Origin of the sequence: Rhodovulum sp. MB263 (genome assembly GCF_002073975.1) — a bacterium.
Taxonomy (GTDB): domain Bacteria; phylum Pseudomonadota; class Alphaproteobacteria; order Rhodobacterales; family Rhodobacteraceae; genus Rhodovulum.
Map to the genome: position 1 here is coordinate 2,722,326 of NZ_CP020384.1, position 18,783 is coordinate 2,741,108.

Genomic DNA, 18,783 nt, shown 5'->3' on the forward strand with positions numbered 1-18,783 from the left:
GCTTTTGCGATCTCGCCTGTCCTGAAGTTATTTCATTTTCGGCTTCGGACGCCGGCGCCTGTTCCTTTGCGATTACGCCTCCCGGGCCCGTTTGAGGCCCCCGCTCCGGCGGCCCCCATGTGCTTCGGCTGGCAACCGCCTTGCCCGAAAAACGCGTTATGCATCTGAGATGTAAACCCAAAGCGCCGCGCCTTCGCCTGTGGCCCGCCCTGCGGTCCCGGGAAACGAGGGGCCGGTCGCGCCCCCTGCGCGTCGCGCAATCGGCAGGGATCAGACATGGCACCGCTTGCGTTCGAAGCACGGGCCGGGCGCCCCCGCCGAAAAGACGGATGCCACCACGAAACGGCCCCCTGCGAAAAGGGATCTCCGGGCGCATCGTAAAAAGGGGACATATAGAAAAGGAACCGTCGGTCGAAGCTGTGCAAAACAACGCACGAAACTCGACCAAATAACCCAGAAAGAACGACTGCACCCCGGCCGACAGTTCCTTTTCTTGAATTATTCTCGCGCAATTCGGCCTTTGGCGCAAGTTGGGGAAAACCCCCTGATTGGCCCTTCGGTAAAACGTGCACGGCCGCGCGCTGCTCCGCCCGCCTCTCTCGCTCTCTGCCCTTGTCATGCATCGCTGTCCGCTTACCCTGTCAGATGACGGTCGCCCCGATCATCCGGAGGGCCGGTCGATACGGGCGCCCCGGAAATGCGCGTCTTGGCGGCGTCCGCCCCGTCAGCCATAACCGGCCGGGACATCCGCAACGCCCCGGCCCTTCTTCAGGAGACCCCGCATGCGCCGCTTCGCCCCCCTTGCCGTCACGCTGGGCCTGCTGGCTTCCCCTGCCCCCTCCTCCGACCTCGCCTCCGATCCGGCCGACTGGCCCGCCCTGCTGGCTGAGGCCGAGGGGCAGACCGTCTACTGGAACGCTTGGGGCGGCGCCGCAGCGACGAACGACTTCATCCGCTGGGCCGCAAACGAGGTTGGGGACCGCTACGGCGTGACGGTCGAACATGTGAAGCTGGCCGATACCGCCGACGCGGTCAGCCGGGTGCTGGCAGAAAAGACCGCCGGCAAGGACACCGGCGGCGCCATCGACCTGATCTGGATCAACGGCCCCAATTTCGCGGCGATGAAAGAGGCCGGGCTCCTTTACGGCCCCTGGGCCTGGGATCTGCCCAACTGGCGCTATGTCGATACCGAGGGCAAGCCCGCCGTGACCGCCGATTTCACCGTCCCGACCGAGGGCTTCGAGGCGCCCTGGGCGATGGCGCAGGTGGTGTTCTATCACGACACCGCCCGGCTGGCCGAACCGCCGAAGACCATGCCCGCGCTTCTGGACTGGGCCCGCGCCCATCCGGGCCGCTTCACCTATCCGCAGCCGCCCGATTTTCTCGGCACGACCTTCCTCAAGCAGGCGCTGTACGAACTGGCCCCCGCCCCGTCGGTTCTGCAAAAGCCCACCGACGAGGCCGATTACGCCGCCGTCACCGCGCCGCTCTGGGCCTTTCTCGACGAACTGACCCCGCATCTGTGGCGGCAGGGCCGGGCCTATCCGCAATCCGGCCCGCAACAGCTGCAACTGATGGCCGATGGCGAGATCGACCTCGCGATCTCGTTCAGCCCGGGCGAGGCCTCGACCGCCATTTCCAATGGGCAACTGCCCGACACGGTCCGGACCTTCGTTCTGGAGGGCGGCACCATCGGCAATGCCAGCTTCGTCGCCATCCCCTACAACGCTTCGGCCAGGGCGGGCGCGATGGTGCTGGCGAATTTCCTTCTGTCGCCCGAGGCGCAGGCCCAGGCCCAGGACCCCGACATTCTGGGCTATGGCACGGTGCTGGCGATGGACAAGCTTGCCCCCGGGGACCGCGCCCGGTTCGAGGCGCTCGATCTTGGCATCGCCACACTCTCGCCCGCCGAGCTTGGCCCCGCTTTGCCCGAGCCGCATCCCTCCTGGGCGACCCGGCTCGAGGCCGACTGGATCGCGCGCTACGGCGTGGCACCCTGAGCCCCATGCGCCCGCTGCGCGCCGCGCCCGCGCTGACGCTTGTCCTGATGCTGGGGCCGGTCCTGGCCGGGCTCGCCGGGACGCTGGGCCCGGCGCTGGGGGTCTTGCCGGCGCTGGGAGGCCACGCGCTCAGCCTCGAACCTGCCCGCGCCCTGGCCGCCTGGCCGGGCCTGCCGCGCGCAATCGGGCTGTCGGTCGGCACCGGCCTGGCCGCGACGCTGATCGCGCTTGGCACGGTCACGCTGTTTGCCGCCGGATGGTCCGGCACGCGGGCGATGGCCCTGCTCGAGCGGCTGCTTGCGCCGCTTCTGGCGGTGCCGCATGTGGCCGCCGCGCTGGGGCTGGCCTTCCTGATCGCGCCCTCGGGCTGGATCCTGCGCGCACTGTCGCCCTGGGCCACCGGCTGGCAGCGCCCGCCCGATCTCCTGATCCTGCAGGACCCGATGGGGCTCGCGATGATCGCCGGGCTCGCCGCCAAGGAGATCCCGTTCCTGGTCCTGATGACGCTGGCCGCCCTGCCGCAGGCCGCGCCCGCCCGCCGGCTGACCATCGCCCGGGCGCTGGGATACGGGCGGACGACCGGCTGGCTCAAGGCGGTCTTCCCGGCGGTCTATGCCCAGATCCGGCTGCCGGTCTATGCGGTGCTGGCCTATTCGATGTCGGCGGTCGATGTGGCGATCGTGCTTGGCCCCTCGACGCCGCCGCCGCTGTCGGTGCAGGTGGTGCGCTGGATGTCCGATCCCGACCTGAGCCTCAGGTTCCAGGCCGCCGCCGGCGCGGTGCTGCAACTGGGGCTGGTCCTCGCGGCGCTGGGGCTCTGGCGGCTGGGCGAGCTGGCGGCGGCCCGGCTCGGGCGCCGCTGGGCCGAGGGCGGCGCGCGCCGGCTGGCCGAGCCGGTGCTGCGCGCCGCCGGTCTGGGACTTGCGGCGCTGGCCGCGGCAGCAGTGATCCTCGGGCTCGCCGGGCTCGCGCTCTGGTCGGTCGCGGGCTTCTGGGGCTTTCCCGACGCCCTGCCCGACGGCATCGGGCTGCGAAGCTGGGCGCGCCACGGCCCGGCCCTGATCGTACCCGCGCGCGAGACGCTGCTGCTGGCCGGTCTGGCCACCGCCCTGGCGCTGGCCCTGACGCTGGCCTGCCTCGAGGCAGAGCATCGCTTCGGGCTTGCCCCCGGCAGTCGCAGCCTCTGGCTTCTGTACCTGCCGCTGCTGGTGCCGCAGGTGGCTTTCCTGCCGGGGCTTCAGACCCTTGCGCTGAGCCTCGGCGCGGGAACCGGGCGCGGCACGGTGGTGCTGGCCCATCTGGTCTTCGTGCTGCCCTATGTCTTTCTCGCGCTCTCTGCGCCCTGGCGGGCCTGGGACCCGCGCCATGCCACCGTAGCCGCTGCCCTTGGCGCCGGTCCCGGCCGCATCTTCCGGAACGTGCGGCTGCCGATGCTGCTGGCGCCGGTCCTGACCGCCACAGCGGTGGGTTTCGCGGTCTCGGTCGGGCAATATCTGCCGACGCTGCTGCCCGGCGGCGGGCGGATCAGGACCCTCACGACCGAGGCGGTGGCACTGGCCGCAGGCGGCGACCGGCGGATCATCGGCGTGACCGTGCTGGTCCAGACCGTCCTTGTCGCAGCCCCCTTCGCGCTTGCGCTGGCAGCCCCCCGGCTGATCTACCGCCACCGCCGCGGGATGCGAGGGGCCGGATGACGGGGCTGCGGCTTGAGAATATCACCATCGCCCGGGGGCCCGTGCCGCTGATCGCGGTCGAGGCCGATGTCGCCCCCGGCGAGGTTCTCAGCGTGATGGGCCCCTCGGGCTCGGGCAAGTCGACGCTGCTGGCGGCGGTGATCGGCACGTTGCCCCCGGCCTTCACCATGACCGGCCGCGTGGTGCTGAACGGGCGCGAGGTGACGGGGCTGCCGCCCGAAGACCGGCGGATCGGCATCCTCTATCAGGACGAGTTGCTGTTTCCCCATCTCAGCGTCGGCGGCAATCTCGCCTTCGCCCTGCCCCGGGCGCTTCGCGGCCGCAAGGCCCGCGGCGCGCGGATCGAGGCCGCCCTGGACGAGATCGGCATGGCCGGATTTGCCAGCCGCGATCCGGCCACGCTCTCGGGCGGGCAGAAGGCACGGGTCGCGTTGATGCGGATGCTACTCGCCGAGCCGCGGGCCCTGTTGCTGGACGAGCCCTTCTCACGGCTCGACGCGGCACTCAGGGACCAGATCCGCGCGCTGGTCTTTGCCCGCGCGCGGGAGCGTGGCCTGCCGGTCCTGCTGGTCACCCATGACCGGGCCGATGCCGAGGCGGCAGGCGGCCCGGTCATCGCGCTGTCGGATCAGATGACGACGACGTCCAGAGGCGGGAAGCCGTTGAAGCCGACAGAGGAATAGGTCGAGGTATAGGCCCCGCAATTGCGGATGATGACCTTGTCGCCGGAGCGAAGCCCCACCGGCAGCTGCACCGGGCGCTTTTCGTAAAGCACATCGGCGCTGTCGCAGGACGGACCGGCAAGGATGCAGGGCGCGGTGGGCTCGTGATCGCGATCGGTCGCGAACTGGTAGCGGATCGCCTCGTCCATGGTTTCGGCGAGCCCCGAGAACTTGCCGATATCCAGATAGACCCAGCGATAGGTATCGTCGTCGGATTTCTGCGAGACCAGCATCACCTCGGCCGCGATGGCGCCCGCCTCGGCCACCATGCCACGGCCCGGCTCGGCCATCACCCGCGGCACCGCGCCGAAACGCTCGCTCACCAGCCGCATCACCTCGGCCGCGTAAAGCGCGGGCGGCTGCACCTCTTCGCCGTAGTAGGCCGGGAAGCCACCGCCGATGTTCAGAAGGTCCAGATCGTAGCCCTCGGCACGCGCGGCATGCCAGATCTCGGCCACCTCGTTCAGCACCGGCACCCACATCTCGGCGCGACGGGTCTGGCTGCCGACATGGAAGGACAGCCCGGCCGGACGAAGGCCCAGCGCGACCGCCCGCGCCATCAGCGGCGCGACCTTCGAGGGGGCGCAGCCGAACTTGCGGCTGAGCGGCCAGTCGGCCTCGGTGGCAGTGACAAGGACGCGGATATAGACCTCGGCGCCCGGGGCGTGCTCGGCGATCTTGTCCAGCTCTTCCTCGGCATCGGCGGCGAAAAGCGTGATGCCCGCGCGATGCGCGAAGGCGATATCGGCGACGCGCTTGACGGTGTTGCCGAAGGAGATCTGATGCGGCGCGGCGCCGAGCCCGAGGCACAGCTCGATCTCGCCACGCGAGGCGGCGTCGAAATGGCAGCCGAGGCCGACCAGACGTTCGACGATCTCGCGGGCGGGGTTGGCCTTGACCGCGTAATGGATGGCGGCCTGACCGAGGCCCGCGCGCAGGGCGTGGAAGCGGTCGGCGACACGGTCGGTGTCAAGCACCAGCGTCGGACGCTCGAAGCTGTTGGCGCGGATGAAGGTTTCGACGCGGGAAGGCGACAGCATATCGGTGCCGCCGACGAAATCGGCTTGCGTAGCGTACATGGTCATCTCCAATAGACCCGGCCATATATGACCGCTCAGTTCCAAGGGAGACGTTACCGTCGCTACGTGACCATGAGGGCCAGAGGCGCGTGCGTTGGCGTCTGTAAGGCGGCCACATAGGGCCGGTGCTGAGTCGGTTCAATAGAAAATCCGGAGCGAGTCGTTTTTTTCTACGCGCCACACGAAACCGTGAACCAAAGGGTCGGCACGGCCCCACGGAATCGGGTATTTTCATCACGAAGAACAAAGGGTTGTTAAGAAAGCGTTGCACCGGGCGACGCGGCCGTCCAGAACCGTCAGGGTTGTATCTCTGTCAGACAGGAGCGACTGATGAAGGTTGGAATCGTGGGCGCGGGCATGGTGGGCTCGGCAGCGGGCTATGCGCTGGCACTGACCGGGGCCGCCAGCCGGATCGTACTGGTCGACCGCAGCGAGGCGCTGGCACTTGCCCAGGCCCAGGACATCGCCCATGCGGCGCCCTTCACCGCGGCGGTTGCGGTCGAGGCGGGCGGCTATGAGGCGCTTGCGGGGGCCGATGTGGTGATCCTGGCGGCGGGTGTGGGCCAGAAGCCCGGCGAAAGCCGTCTGGCGCTGCTCGAACGCAATGCGGCGGTCTTCGAGGACGTGATCAGGGCGGTGCTGCGCGCCGTCCCCGACCCGATCCTCCTGGTCGCGACCAATCCGGTCGATGTGATGACGCATGTGACGGCGAAGCTCGCCGGGCTCGCCCCGGGGCGGGTCTTCGGCTCGGGCACGATCCTCGACACCGCCCGGTTCCGCAGCCTCGTCGCGCATCACCTGGGCATCGCGCCGCAATCGATCCATGGCTATGTGCTGGGCGAGCATGGCGACAGCGAGGTGCTGGGCTGGTCGGGCGCGCGGGTCGGCTCGGAACCGCTGAACTCGGTCGCGGCCCAGCTTGGCTCGGCGATCACCGCCGATGTCCGCGCCCGGATCGATGACGGCGTCAGGCGCGCGGCCTACCGGATCATCGAGGGCAAGGGCGCCACCAATTACGGCATCGGCGCGGGGCTTGCCCGGATCGTCGAGGCCATCGGCCGCGACGAGGGCGCGGTGATGTCGCTGTCGCTGGTCACCCCCGAGGTGACGGGGGTGCGCAATGTGGCGCTGTCGCTGCCGCGCGTGGTCGGCGCGCAGGGCATCCGTTCGACCCTGATGCCGACGCTCGATACCGAAGAGGTCGCGGCGCTGACGGCCAGTGCGCGGATGCTGCGCGAGACCTCGGACGCACTCGGACTATAGATTGGCTCAGGCGCCGAGCCGCGCCTGCACCCGGGCCATGAAATCCTCGCCGCGGCGCTCGAAGCTGTCATACTGATCGAAGCTGGCCGCGGCGGGCGCCAGGAGCACCACCTCGCCCGGCTGCGCCTCGTCGGCGGCGCGGGCGACCGCGGCCTCCATCGTGGTGCAGACCTCATGCGGGATATCCTTGAGATGCAGCGCGAAACCCGCCGCCTCGCGCCCGATCACATAGGCCTTCGCGACATGGCCGAGATGGGGCAGAAGCGGCGCCAGACCGCCCTCCTTCTCGAGCCCGCCGCAGATCCAGCGGATCTTCGGGAAGGCCGCCAGCGCCATCGCCGCACTGGCCGCATTGGTGGCCTTGCTGTCATTGACGAAGCGCACGCCGCCCGCCTCGGCCACCAGCTGGCTGCGATGGGGCAGCCCCGCGAAGGAGCCCAGGGCCTCCTCGATCTGTTTCGGTCCGATCCCCAGACAACGCGCCGCGGCATAGGCGGCACAGGCATTCTGGTGGTTATGCGCCCCCGGCAGTCCGGCGATGGCACGCAGATCGATGCTGGCCACCTGCCGTCCCTTGCGCCATTCGGTCAGGAACCCCTTGCGGGCGAAGACCATCCAGCCCGTTCCGGCCAGCTTCTGGCCCGACGAGATCCGGATCACCCGGTCGTCGGCCGCGCCCTCGGCCAGCTGGTTGGCGAGGAACATCCCCTCGGACTCGTCGACGCCGATGATCGCGCGATCCGGCCCGCCCTCGGCGAAAAGCCGGCGCTTGGCCGCGAAATAGCCGCCAAGGCCGCCATGCCGGTCAAGATGGTCGGGCGAGAGATTGGTGAAGACCGCGATATCGGGGGTCAGCGCCCGCGCCAGATCGGTCTGGTAGGAGGACAGCTCCAGCACCACCACCGCCCCCTCGCCCGGCGGATCGATATCCAGTACGCCGCGGCCGATATTGCCGGCCAGCTGGCTGGGGCGGCCGCAGCTTTCCAGCAGGTGATGGATCAGCGCCGAGGTCGTCGACTTGCCGTTCGAGCCGGTCACCGCGATCACCTTGGGGGGGGCGTCGAAACTGTCCCAGTCCGGGGTCGCAAGCGAGCGGAAGAACAGCCCGATATCGTTGTCGACCGGCACGCCCGCAGCCCAGGCGGCGGCGATCACGCGGTTCGGGCCGGGGTAGAGATGCGGGATGCCGGGGCTCACGATCAGCGCGCTCACGCCCTCGAAACCGCCCGCGCGGGTCGGATCGGCCACGGCAAAGCCCTCGGCCCCGGCCGCGGCGCGCGCGGCCTCGTTGTCGTCCCAGACCAGAACCTCGGCCCCGCCCGCGCGCAGTGCCCGCGCCGCCGACAGCCCCGACCGGCCCAGCCCCAGAACGGCCAGCTTCTGACCCTCTACACCACGCACCGGAATCATGCCCTGTCCTTTCGCTTTCAGCGGCGAGACGATGCCCCCGGCACGGGCCGGGTGCAAGACACAGCAGACGGTCCGGACCGGTCGCTTCAAGGACGGGCGGCCCGCCCCCTTGCCATCGTCGGGGACAGGCGGACGCCTTTCAGGGCGCGCGCAGGGTCTCTGCGGCTCAGCCCAGCAGGTAGGACCAGCCCAGCATCACCGGCGGGACCACCGCCACGGCAAAGGAGAAGACCAGACCGGTGGCCTTGTTGCCGCCCATGCGCTGCACCGCGCCCGCAAGCGCCGGGGCCAGGATGATGCCCGCCACGAAGATCGGGATGATCTTGCCGAAGATCGGCGCGCAGTTCTGCGGCTGGGCGAAATTCGCCTCGCAATAGGGCACGATCTGATCGGAGAAGATCACCGCCAGAATCAGAAGATAGCCAAGGCCCGCCCAGACCGCATAGGGCGGGACGCCGTTCCAGGATTTGAGCTTCACGTCGGGCGTGACCGCGTGCAGGGACGGGGTGCCGAGCCGGGCGGCTGGCGAAAGATAGCTGTAGGTGTCTTCGACCGGGTTCATCTGCATCTCTCTATCTCCTCGGCCACCCCGGCCCGACCACTCAGCGGACCTTGAGGGTTGCCAGACCGATCAGCGCAAGGATCAGGCTGATGATCCAGAATCGTATCACGATCTGGGGCTCGGCCCAGCCCTTCTTCTCGAAGTGGTGATGGATCGGGGCCATCAGGAAGACCCGCTTGCGGGTGGCCTTGAAATAGGCGACCTGGATGATCACCGACAGCGCCTCGACCACGAAAAGCCCACCTACTATGGCCAAAACGATCTCGTGCTTGGTCGCGACGGCGATCGCGCCCAGCGCGCCGCCCAGCGCCAGAGACCCGGTATCGCCCATGAAGACGGCGGCGGGTGGGGCGTTATACCACAGGAAGCCAAGCCCCGCGCCGATCAACCCTGCGCAGAAAATCAGGATCTCGGCGGTTCCGGGGACGTAATGGACCTCTAGATAATCGGTGAAGTCGACTCGGCCGACCGCATAGGCGATGACGCCCAGCGTGCCCGCCGCGATCATCACCGGCATGATCGCCAGCCCGTCGAGCCCGTCGGTCAGGTTGACGGCATTGGCCGAGCCCACGATCACCAGCATCGCGAAGGGGATGAAGAACATCCCCAGATGGAGCAGCGTGTCCTTGAAGACCGGCAGCGCCAGATTGTGGCTCAGATCATCGGGATGCGCCCAGGACGCCCAGTATCCGGCAATGGCCGCGATCAGCAGGCCCAGCCCGAAGCGGACGAAACCGGGCACGCCCTTGGTGTTGTTCTTCGAGACCTTGGCATAGTCGTCGGCAAAGCCGATGGCGCCGAAGGACAGGGTCACGAACAGCAGCATCCAGATATAGGGGTTGTCGAGCCGGCCCCAGAGCAGGGTCGAGACGATCAGCCCGCCCAGGATCAGCACCCCGCCCATGGTGGGGGTGCCCGCCTTCGAGACGATATGGCCCTCGGGGCCGTCCGCGCGGATCGGCTGGCCGTTCCTCTGCCGCTTGCGCAAGAGGTTGATCAGCGGCCGCCCGAACAGGAAGCCGAAGATCAGCGCGGTGAAGAACGCGCCGCCCGCCCGGAAGGTGATGTAGCGGAACAGGTTGAAGACGCCACCGCCATCGGACAGGTCGGCAAGCCAGTAAAGCATCAGGACATTTCCTCGTCGCTGCCGGGGTCGCCTTGCCCCAGCCTTTTCAGGGCCTCGACCACGACCGAGACGCGGCTGCCCTTCGATCCCTTGACCAGCACCACATCGCCGGCATCGACCAGCGAGTGCACCCTCGCGGCCAGAGGGTCGGCTTCGTCGAACCACTGCCCCCGGCGCGAAAGCGGCAGCGCGAAATAGAGCGCGCGCATCCGCGGCCCGACACAATGCACCAGATCGACATGCGCCATCGCCTCGAGATCGGCCAGCCCCGCATGCATCGCCTGCTCGTCGGGGCCGAGTTCCAGCATGTCGCCCAGAATGGCGATCCGCCGGCCATGCGCCACCCGTCCGAGCCCGTCGGTGGGACTGGCCGCCGCCAGCACCTCGAGCGCAGCAGCCATCGAGGCCGGATTGGCATTGAAGGCGTCGTCGATCACCTCGACCGAGAGGCTTTCCTCGACCGTGTCGAGCGGGATCCTGAGCCGCGCGCCGCGCCCGCCGGGCGGGCGCCACTGGCCAAGATCGCAGGCCGCGACCACGAGATCGATGCCCAGCGCCTCGGCGACCGCCAGCACGCCCAGCGCATTGGTCGCGAAATGGCGCCCCGGGGCATGGATCTTGAACAGCAGAGCGCGCCCGCGCGCCTCGGCCCGCACCACCGTCGAGTCGTCATGCAGATCCACCTGCAACAGACGGAAATCACAGCCCTCCGTCGTCCCGAACCGGGTCTCGGCCGCAGCCCGCCCGGCCGCGCCCGCGGCCAGCACCGGGCTTGTGTCCAGATCGCCAGGATAGACCGCGATCCCGCCGGGCTCCAGCCCCCCGAAGACCGCGGCCTTCTCGGACGCGATGCCCGCCAGCCCGTCGAAGGCCTGCAGATGCGCGGGCGCGATGGTGGTGATCAGCGCCACATGCGGCAGCGCCAGCCGGGCCAGCGGCGCGATCTCGCCGGGATGGCTCATGCCGATCTCGAGCACGGCGAAATCGGTCTCGCGCGGCATCCGCGCCAGCGTCAGCGGCACGCCCCAATGGTTGTTGAAACTGGCCTCGGCGGCATGGACCCGCCCCTGTCCGGCCAGAACCGCGCGCAGCATCTCCTTGGTCGAGGTCTTGCCGACAGATCCCGTGACCGCGACCACCCGGGCCCTGCTGCGCGCGCGTCCGGCCCGGCCCAGCGCGCAAAGCGCCTCCAGCACATCGGGCACGATCAGCAGGGGCGCGGTCTCGTCCACCCCCTCGGGCAGGCGCGACACCAGCGCAGCCCCCGCGCCGCGCGCCAGCGCATCGGCGACGAAATCATGGCCGTCGCGCTGATCCTTCAGCGCCACGAAGAGATCGCCGGGGTTCAGGCTGCGGGTATCGATACTGACGCCCGTGACCGACCAGTCCCGGGTGACGCGCCCGCCAGTTGCCCCGAGCGCCTCTGCCGCCGTCCAGAGCGCGCTCATGCCAGCCGCCCGTCAAGCGCCGCGACCGCGACGCTGGCCTGTTCGGCATCGTCAAAGGGATAAACCGCGTCGCCGACGATCTGGCCGGTCTCGTGGCCCTTCCCTGCGATCAGGAGCGCATCGCCCGGCTCGAGCGTATCGACCCCGCGCAGGATCGCCTCGGCACGGTCGCCGACCTCGATCGCCTCGGCGCAGCCTTGCAGGATCTCCGCCCGGATCGTCGCCGGCTCTTCGGATCTGGGGTTGTCATCCGTCACGATCACGACATCGGCCTGTTTGCAGGCCACCTGCCCCATCAGCGGCCGCTTGCCCCGGTCGCGATCCCCGCCCGCGCCGAAGACGACCACGATCCGGCCCATCACATGAGGCCTGAGCGAGGCAATGGCCGCCGCCAACGCGCCCGGCTTGTGCGAATAATCGACGAAGACGGTGGCGCCATTGGCGCGGGTCGCAGCCAGCTCCATCCGGCCGCGCACGGTGGCAAGCTCGGGCAGGGCCGCGAAGACCTGCCGCGGCGCCTCGCCCGCGGCGATGGCCAGCCCGGCGGCGGCCAGCACGTTCTCGGCCTGGAAGCCCCCGATCAGATCGAGCCGGACCTGCTGCGCCACGCCCTCCCAGGCAAAGCGCAGATCCTGGCCGGTGGCGTCATAGCGCTGCGCCAGAATGCGCAGATCCGCCTCTTCGGCGCGGCCGACTGTCAGGATGGTCTGGCCTCGCGCCCGGGCATGGCCCAGCATCTGCGCACCGCGCGGATCGTCGATATTGATCACCGCGGTCCCGTCCTCGGGCAGCACCCGGTCGAACAGCCCCGCCTTGGCCGCGAAATATTCCTCGAAACCCGCGTGATAATCGAGATGGTCCTGGCTGAAATTGGTGAAGGCCGCAGCCTTCAACGCGACCCCGTCCAGCCGCCGCTGTTCAAGCCCGTGGCTCGAGGCTTCCATCGCGGCATGGGTGACGCCCACGCCTGCCATCTCGGCCAGCAGCCGGTGCAGCATGATCGGCTCGGGCGTGGTATGCGAGAGCGGCGCCTGATAGGCCCCCTGCACTCCCATCGTGCCGAGATTGCAGGAGGCACGTCCGAGCCCGGCCCAGATCTGCCGGGTGAAGCTTGCAACCGAGGTCTTGCCCGCGGTGCCGGTGACCGCGACCATGGTCGCGGGCTGGGCGCCGTAGAACAGTGCCGCCGCGCAGGCCAGAGCCTGACGCGGATCCTCGGCCACCACCAGCGCGGCATCGCTGCCCGCCAGCGCCTCGGCGGCGATCCGCGCGCCGGCGCGGTCGGTCAGCACGGCGGCCGCCCCCATCCGCAGCGCGAAGGGCACGAATTCGGCGCCATGCGCCCGCGTGCCCGGCATCGCCGCAAAGAGATGGCCCGGTTTCGTGTCGCGGCTGTCGACCGACAGCCCCGTGATATGCACGTTTCGCCCGCCCTGGGCGGTAAGCCCCAGATCGCCGAGCGTCGTTTCGGTCCGGATTGTCATGATCTCCGCGCCCCTCAGTTCGCGGTCAGTGTTACGCCGAAGCCCGGCGCCTGTTCAATCTCGGGCCGGAGCCCCAGAAGCGGCGCGGCGCGCCGGATGACTTCGGCGGCGACCGGCACCGCGGTCCAGCCCGCGGTGCGGCGCGGTTTGGGACCGGTGGTGTCCTGCGGCTCGTCGAGGGTGACGATCAGCACATATTGCGGCGCCTCGGCCGGGAACATGCTGGCAAAGGTCGCGATCACCTTCTTGTCGTAATAGCCGCCGGTGGGCTTGGGCTTGTCGGCAGTACCGGTCTTGCCCCCCACCCGATAGCCCGGCACCTCGCCGAAGGAGGCCGTGCCATGCACCACCACCTCGCGCAGCATCTTGCGGATCTGGCGCGAGGTTTCCTCGGAAATCACCCGCTCGCCCGGCTTGTCGCCGCCCGCCAGAAGCGTCGGCCGGACCAGAAGACCGCCATTTGCGATGGTCGAATAGGCCGCCGCCAGATTGAGCGGGCTGGTCGACACCCCGTGCCCGTAGGAAATCGTCATCGTCGACAGCTCGCTCCAGTTCGCGGGCAAGAGCGGCCTGGTCCCGGCCGCCTCGACCAGTTCGACCGGCGAGGGGTCCAGCAGCCCGAGACGGGTGAGGAACGCCCGCTGACGCTCGCCGCCGATCCGCTGTGCGATCCGGGCGGTGCCGATATTCGAGCTTTTCACCAGCACCGTGGTCACCGACAGGCTCGAACCGTAATTGTGGAAGTCGTTGATCCGGAACCGCCCCCAGACCAGCGGCCCCTTGGTGTCGATCATGGTATTCGGGTTGACGATGCCCTCGTCCAGCGCCTGCGACACGGTAAGAGGCTTGAAGGTCGAGCCAAGCTCGTAGACCCCCTGCACCGCGCGGTTGAAAAGCGGGCTGTCGGAGGGATCGCCCTTGACCAGCTGGCGCGGACGCTCGTTCGGATCGAAATCGGGCAGCGAGACCATCGACAGGATCTCGCCGCTATGCACATCCATCAGGATCGCGGCCGCGCCCTTGGCGCTCATCAGCTTCATGCCGCCCGCCAGAACCCGCTCGACCGCGGCCTGCACCGTCAGGTCGATCGACAGCCGGAGCGGCTGGCCGCCATTGGCCGGATCGCGCAGATATTCGTCGAAATAGCGCTCGACCCCGGCCACGCCGATCACCTCGGCCGACTGCACGCCCTCGCGGCCGAAGCCGGCGCCTCCGAGGATATGCGCAGCCAGCGCCCCGTTGGGATAGAGCCGCATCTCGCGCGGGCCGAAGGACAGGCCCGGATCGCCGATGTCATGCACGAGCTGCATCTGCTCGGGGCTGAGCTTCTTCTTGATCCAGACGAATTTGCGGTTGCCGGTGAAATCCTTCACCATCCGCGCCTCGTCGAGATCGGGGAAGATCGCGGCCAGTTCGCGCGCCACCGCCTTCGGATCGATCATCAGCGGCGGCTGGGCATAAAGCGAATGGGTGGCGAGATTGGTGGCAAGGATATTGCCGTTGCGATCGACGATATCGGCGCGCTGGGCCACGATCGAGGCGCCCGGGGCGGTGGCGCGCGGCTCGGAGGGAACCGATCCCGCCAGAATCCCCATCCGCACGCCGACCACCGCGAAGGCCGCGCAGAACACCACCCCCAGCACCAGCAGGCGCCCCTCGGCCCGGACCCGGGCCTGGTCGCGCATCTTCTCGTGGCGCAGGCGCTTGTTCTCGCGCTCGATGGCATCGGGATTCTCGCCCCTGGCGCGGGCTTCCAGAATGCGCGCCAGCGGGCGCAGCGGTGTCCGGATCATCGCCCCTCCTCCGCATCCCCGGCATCGCCGGCATCGAGCGCCTCGGGCACGGCCGAGGCCGCGGCGGCCTCCTCGACGGGCAGGGTGGGTGCGGCGGTCTGGGCCGGGCGGTCGGCCTCGGCCATGATCTCCTGGAACAGCTCGTCGGGCAGCACGATATCGGGCAAAACCATCTCGGGATAGGAGACCTGATCGATCTGGCCGAACTGCTCGGGCGCGAGCGGCCCGAGCCCGAGCCGGTCGTAATTCAGCGCCGCCAGCTCGCGCAGCCGCTCGGGCCGGTTCAGATAGGCCCATTCGGCATTCTGCATGGCCAGTTGCTCGCGCAGCGACCCGATGGCACGGTTCAGACGCTCGACATTGTCGAGCGCCGCCTGGGTCCGGTAATTCTCGCGATAGGCCCAGAAGGCCAGCGCCATAACCGCCATCGCCGTCAGAACATAGACGAGGCTGCGCATCTACTCCTCCATGATCTTCGGCAGACCGAGCTGGCTGCGATCGGCCGCCCCCGCCGGCCTGTCGGTACGGATCGCCACCCTCAGCTTGGCCGAGCGCGCGCGCGGATTGGCCTCGAGCTCGACCGGATCGGGCGCCACCGCGCGGCGGGTGACAAGATCGAAACGCGCGGGCTCGGGCCTGGTCTCGGGCGCATAGCGGCTGCCGCCCGCGCCCTGCCCCGAGCGCGCCTGCAGATACCGCTTGACGATGCGGTCTTCAAGGGAATGGAAGGTGACGACCGCCAGTTTTCCGCCGGGTTTCAGCGCCCGCTCGGCGGCTTCCAGCCCACGGACCAGCTCGCCAAGCTCATCGTTCACCGCGATCCGGATCGCCTGGAAGCTCCGGGTCGCCGGATGTGTCTGGCCCGGCCGGTGGGGCGGCAGGCAGCGCGCCACCACCTCGGCCAGTTGCGCCGTGGTCACGATGGGCGCAACCGCCCGGGCCTTGACGATGGCCCGCGCGATCCGGCGCGAGGCGCGTTCCTCGCCATAGTGAAACAGGATGTCGGCCAGGGCGGTCTCGGAGGCGGTGGCGACCAGATCGGCGGCCGACAGGCCCCCGGCGCCCATACGCATGTCGAGCGGACCGTCCTTGGCAAAGGAAAACCCGCGCTCGGCCTGATCGAGCTGCATCGAGGAGACGCCGAGATCCAGCACCACCCCGTCGAGCGGGGCATCGGCATGGAGGTCGAGCTCGGAGAAAACCCCCTCGACCAGCCGCAGCCGCTCGCCCCAGTCCGCAGCCCAGGAGGCGGCCAGATCGGCGACGCTGGGGTCGCGGTCGACCCCGATCACCCGGTCGGCCCCGGCTTCCAGCAGCCCGCGACTGTAGCCGCCCGCGCCGAAGGTGCCGTCGAGCCACAGCCCCGAGACCGGCGCCACCGCCCCAAGCAGGGGGCGCAGCAGGACCGGGATATGCGGCGGGTCGGCAGGGGCGGAACGGTCCGCAGCAGCCATGGCCTAGCCGTCCCCGGCGAGACCGACGCCCGCCACGGCCCCGTCGAGGAAGCTCAGCGGATCGACATCGTCGGGAAGTTCGTCGAGCCAGGCCTCGGTCTTGGCCAGTTCCTCGGTCTCGTAGGTCTCGGGTTTCCAGATCTGGAAGGTATCGCCCGAGGCGATGAAGAAGGCCTCGCCCTCGAGCCCGATCTTGTCGCGCAGCTTCTGCGGCAGGGTCAGCCGGCCGTCATTGTCGACCTCGGTCGGATGCGACTGGCCGTGGAACATCCGTTCCAGCATCCGCCGCTGCATCGAGCCGCGCGGCAGCGCCGCGATCTTCTCATCGACCTCGTCGATGGCCTCGATGGTATAGCATTCCAGATATTTGCGGCGGTGATCGCCATAGACGATGACCAGTTGCGGGCGGAGCCCCTCGGTCCAGTCCGGGTCGCAAGCCTCGAGCACACGGCGAAACAGGGCCGGGATCGAGACCCTACCCTTGGCATCCACCTTGTGCTGGCTTTCGCCTCTGAACCTGCGCGCCACCTGCCCGACGCTCCTTTACCCTCACCGTCTTCGCCAACGACCGGTTCTGAGACCGCTCCGACGAAAACGGCGGACTGAGCTGCTGCCACCGCCCAATCCGCCGCCCTCGTCCCGTTCCGGGTTGCCCGGCTGCGCGCACCACCTGGGGGATGTTTGCTCGCTCGCGCGCCGGATCTCGTATGGGGGCTGTGGCGGGTGCCTGTATGAAACCGTTTTGGTTTTTCCGGGGTCTCTTTATGCGCCCCTTAATCCGTATCGTCCGCCATCGCCCTTGTAGGACCCTTATGACATGGGAATTCATGGAGATCAACTGAATTTGGCGGGAATGTGTTGAAGAGATCACGCCGTCGAGGCGGGAATCCACCCGGAAATCGACACCGGATTGGGATGCAGGCACCTCAATTTGTGCTGAAATTTTATAAAAACCCCACATATCGTAGACACCAGACAGAATGCACCCCTTGAGTGCATCTGATAAAAATTTTCTCGGAAAGGATGATCTCGCCGAATGCGCGTGAACAGGTGCCGTCGGAACCGGCAAGAAAAAGGCCCCGAATCACCGATCCGGAGCCTCCGACCCAAATTTGACCATGAATTCCCGTGAGCGCGGGGGCGGGACCACCCCTGCCCGTTCCGCCTCGCGGCTCAGGCCATGCCGCCGCCGATCAGCCGGACAGCGATCTGCGCATAGGCCTCGGCGATGGCCCCCTCGCCCAGCGCCACCGGACGCCCGGCATCTCCCGCCTCGCGTACCTCGAGCGCCAGGGGCAGCGCGCCGAGGAAGGGCACCCCCAGCTTCTGCGCCTCGGCCTCGACCCCGCCATGGCCGAAGATATGCGCCTCATGCCCGCAATTGGGGCAGATATAGGTGGACATGTTCTCGATCAGCCCGAGTACCGGAGTCTGGAGCTTGGCGAACATGTCGAGCGCCTTGCGCGCATCCAGCAGTGCCACATCCTGAGGTGTCGAGACCACCAGGGCCCCGGTCAGTTTCGTCCGCTGGCACAGCGTCAGCTGGATGTCGCCCGTGCCCGGCGGCAGATCGACCACCAGCACGTCGAGCCGCCCCCAGTTGACCTGGCCCAACAATTGCTGAAGCGCGCCCATCAGCATCGGACCGCGCCAGACCACCGCCTCGTCTTCCTTCAGCAGCAGGCCGATCGACATCATCGTCACGCCATGCGCCGAGACCGGCTCGATGATCTTGCCGTCGGGCGAGGCGGGGCGACGGGTCGCGCCCATCATCCTGGGCAGAGACGGACCGTAGATATCGGCATCGAGCAGCCCGACCCGGCGCCCCTGACGGGCCAGCGCCACCGCGAGATTGCTGGCCACCGTCGACTTGCCGACGCCGCCCTTGCCCGAGGCCACAGCCAGGATGCGGTCGACCCCCGACGGATTGCGTGGCCCGTCATCGGGGGTGGGGTGGCGGCCGATCCGGGGGCCCGGCTGCGCCCCCGCCTGCGGCCCCGGTTGCGGCGCCGATTTCTGCGCCGCCCCCGCCCCGCCATGCGCCGTCAGTACGATCGAGGCCCGCGCAACGCCCGCAATCGCCTCGACCGCGGCCTGGGCAGCCGCCCGCACCGGCTCCATCGCCCGGGCCGCCTCGGCGGTTTCGGCCTCGATCACGAAGCGCACCGTATCACCCTCGACAGAGAGCGCGCGGACCAGATCGCGCGAGACCAGATCGCCGCCGCCCGGCACTGCGATTCGGGACAGTTCGGCTAAAATCACATCATTGGAAAGAGGCATCAGAGACTCCGTTTCGCGCGAGACCTGTCCTCTTACTTGGCCGTATGCCCCAAAAGGGCAAGAGTCGTTTCTTCCCCGCCCATTCCCGCGCCATCCGGGCAGAACCCGCCCAAAACTATGTCAGAATGACTTATGCAGTTTCCGCATGGCAGCAATTCGGCCGCGAGCCATTGTGCAACTGCAGCAAAAGGGTATTTATAGGACCAACGGCGCGGACGGGACGCAACGGCATCGACCGGCAACCCACCGCCCAGAGAAAGGAAACCCCTCCTCCTCCCTGGGTTTCCTCATCTCGCGGCGGCACCTACCTCCTCCCAGGTGCCGCCGCACTTTTCATACGGGGCTTCGGCCCCACCGGATACGGCAGTATGTCTCCTCCTCCCTGACACTGCCGTTGTGCAGAACGGCGGCGCCCCCTCCTCCCTGGCGTCGCCGTTTCTCTTTTCCCGAACAGCCCCGAAGACAGAT

The 18,783-nt window shown here is 68.6% G+C and carries 14 protein-coding genes and 1 pseudogene; 4 read left to right on the plus strand and 11 right to left on the minus strand.

Going from position 1 to position 18,783, the window contains the following annotated elements; all coding sequences use genetic code 11:
* Positions 1–782 precede the first annotated feature (782 nt).
* The 3 genes from B5V46_RS12690 to B5V46_RS12700 are packed head-to-tail and all read left to right on the plus strand — an operon-like array spanning position 783 to position 4,377.
* The gene (locus B5V46_RS12690; RefSeq protein ID WP_080616943.1) at positions 783–2,000 is read left to right on the plus strand and encodes an ABC transporter substrate-binding protein; all 1,218 of its coding nucleotides are present in this window, start codon (positions 783–785) and stop codon (positions 1,998–2,000) included.
* 5 nt (positions 2,001–2,005) lie between these two features.
* Positions 2,006–3,694 carry an ABC transporter permease gene (locus B5V46_RS12695; RefSeq protein ID WP_080616944.1) on the plus strand — a complete coding sequence of 563 codons (1,689 nt, stop codon included), beginning with the start codon at positions 2,006–2,008 and terminating at the stop codon, positions 3,692–3,694.
* Positions 3,691–4,377, plus strand: a complete 687-nt coding sequence (locus tag B5V46_RS12700; RefSeq protein WP_080616945.1) for an ATP-binding cassette domain-containing protein — start codon at positions 3,691–3,693, stop codon at positions 4,375–4,377. Before B5V46_RS12695 ends, B5V46_RS12700 begins: the two co-directional genes overlap by 4 nt.
* Here B5V46_RS12700 and B5V46_RS12705 read toward each other — a convergent pair.
* Positions 4,323–5,495, minus strand: coding sequence for a type III PLP-dependent enzyme (locus B5V46_RS12705; RefSeq protein ID WP_369822840.1), 1,173 nt, complete (start codon positions 5,493–5,495; stop codon positions 4,323–4,325). The two genes, B5V46_RS12700 and B5V46_RS12705, sit on opposite strands and share 55 nt — an antisense overlap.
* Positions 5,496–5,825: 330 nt before the next feature.
* Between B5V46_RS12705 and B5V46_RS12710 the strand changes: the two genes are divergently transcribed.
* A complete protein-coding gene (locus B5V46_RS12710) occupies positions 5,826–6,758 on the plus strand; it encodes an L-lactate dehydrogenase (RefSeq protein WP_080616947.1) in 933 nt (310 codons plus the stop codon).
* Between the two features lie 6 nt (positions 6,759–6,764).
* On the opposite strand, the gene murD is transcribed toward B5V46_RS12710, so the two are convergent.
* The 10 genes and pseudogenes from murD to B5V46_RS12760 all read right to left on the minus strand — a co-directional run bounded on the left by murD (position 6,765) and on the right by B5V46_RS12760 (position 18,315).
* Positions 6,765–8,168 (minus strand): UDP-N-acetylmuramoyl-L-alanine--D-glutamate ligase, encoded by a 1,404-nt coding sequence (gene murD, locus B5V46_RS12715; RefSeq protein WP_080616948.1) that lies wholly within the window; start codon positions 8,166–8,168, stop codon positions 6,765–6,767.
* 166 nt (positions 8,169–8,334) lie between these two features.
* Complete coding sequence (locus B5V46_RS12720; protein ID WP_080616949.1) at positions 8,335–8,736, minus strand: hypothetical protein; 402 nt, start codon at positions 8,734–8,736, stop codon at positions 8,335–8,337.
* 34 nt (positions 8,737–8,770) lie between these two features.
* Positions 8,771–9,856 carry a phospho-N-acetylmuramoyl-pentapeptide-transferase gene (gene mraY, locus B5V46_RS12725; protein WP_080616950.1) on the minus strand — a complete coding sequence of 362 codons (1,086 nt, stop codon included), beginning with the start codon at positions 9,854–9,856 and terminating at the stop codon, positions 8,771–8,773.
* Positions 9,856–11,304, minus strand: a complete 1,449-nt coding sequence (murF, locus tag B5V46_RS12730) for a UDP-N-acetylmuramoyl-tripeptide--D-alanyl-D-alanine ligase (RefSeq protein WP_080616951.1) — start codon at positions 11,302–11,304, stop codon at positions 9,856–9,858. Before murF ends, mraY begins: the two co-directional genes overlap by 1 nt.
* A complete protein-coding gene (locus B5V46_RS12735) occupies positions 11,301–12,788 on the minus strand; it encodes a UDP-N-acetylmuramoyl-L-alanyl-D-glutamate--2,6-diaminopimelate ligase (protein ID WP_080616952.1) in 1,488 nt (495 codons plus the stop codon). The genes murF and B5V46_RS12735 overlap by 4 nt, the downstream gene beginning before the upstream one ends.
* A 14-nt stretch (positions 12,789–12,802) precedes the next feature.
* Positions 12,803–14,581 (minus strand): penicillin-binding protein 2, encoded by a 1,779-nt coding sequence (locus tag B5V46_RS12740; RefSeq protein ID WP_080616953.1) that lies wholly within the window; start codon positions 14,579–14,581, stop codon positions 12,803–12,805.
* A 169-nt stretch (positions 14,582–14,750) separates the two neighbouring features.
* Positions 14,751–15,039 (minus strand): annotated as a pseudogene (locus tag B5V46_RS12745) (cell division protein FtsL); the annotation flags it as partial.
* On the minus strand, positions 15,040–16,035 hold the full coding sequence (gene rsmH, locus B5V46_RS12750) for a 16S rRNA (cytosine(1402)-N(4))-methyltransferase RsmH (protein WP_080616954.1): 996 nt from the start codon (positions 16,033–16,035) through the stop codon (positions 15,040–15,042).
* A gap of 3 nt (positions 16,036–16,038) precedes the next feature.
* Complete coding sequence (gene mraZ, locus B5V46_RS12755; protein WP_080616955.1) at positions 16,039–16,563, minus strand: division/cell wall cluster transcriptional repressor MraZ; 525 nt, start codon at positions 16,561–16,563, stop codon at positions 16,039–16,041.
* Between the two features lie 645 nt (positions 16,564–17,208).
* On the minus strand, positions 17,209–18,315 hold the full coding sequence (locus B5V46_RS12760; RefSeq protein ID WP_080616956.1) for an Mrp/NBP35 family ATP-binding protein: 1,107 nt from the start codon (positions 18,313–18,315) through the stop codon (positions 17,209–17,211).
* Positions 18,316–18,783 lie beyond the last annotated feature (468 nt).

Bases quoted from the DNA above. Each gene is read 5' to 3' on its own strand.
- B5V46_RS12690 (WP_080616943.1), top strand. From the start codon at position 783: ATGCGCCGCTTCGCCCCCCTTGCCGTCACGCTGGGCCTGCTGGCTTCC.
- B5V46_RS12695 (WP_080616944.1), top strand. From the start codon at position 2,006: ATGCGCCCGCTGCGCGCCGCGCCCGCGCTGACGCTTGTCCTGATGCTG.
- B5V46_RS12700 (WP_080616945.1), top strand. From the start codon at position 3,691: ATGACGGGGCTGCGGCTTGAGAATATCACCATCGCCCGGGGGCCCGTG.
- B5V46_RS12705 (WP_369822840.1), bottom strand. From the start codon at position 5,495: ATGTACGCTACGCAAGCCGATTTCGTCGGCGGCACCGATATGCTGTCG.
- B5V46_RS12710 (WP_080616947.1), top strand. From the start codon at position 5,826: ATGAAGGTTGGAATCGTGGGCGCGGGCATGGTGGGCTCGGCAGCGGGC.
- murD (WP_080616948.1), bottom strand. From the start codon at position 8,168: ATGATTCCGGTGCGTGGTGTAGAGGGTCAGAAGCTGGCCGTTCTGGGG.
- B5V46_RS12720 (WP_080616949.1), bottom strand. From the start codon at position 8,736: ATGCAGATGAACCCGGTCGAAGACACCTACAGCTATCTTTCGCCAGCC.
- mraY (WP_080616950.1), bottom strand. From the start codon at position 9,856: ATGCTTTACTGGCTTGCCGACCTGTCCGATGGCGGTGGCGTCTTCAAC.
- murF (WP_080616951.1), bottom strand. From the start codon at position 11,304: ATGAGCGCGCTCTGGACGGCGGCAGAGGCGCTCGGGGCAACTGGCGGG.
- B5V46_RS12735 (WP_080616952.1), bottom strand. From the start codon at position 12,788: ATGACAATCCGGACCGAAACGACGCTCGGCGATCTGGGGCTTACCGCC.
- B5V46_RS12740 (WP_080616953.1), bottom strand. From the start codon at position 14,581: ATGATCCGGACACCGCTGCGCCCGCTGGCGCGCATTCTGGAAGCCCGC.
- rsmH (WP_080616954.1), bottom strand. From the start codon at position 16,035: ATGGCTGCTGCGGACCGTTCCGCCCCTGCCGACCCGCCGCATATCCCG.
- B5V46_RS12760 (WP_080616956.1), bottom strand. From the start codon at position 18,315: ATGCCTCTTTCCAATGATGTGATTTTAGCCGAACTGTCCCGAATCGCA.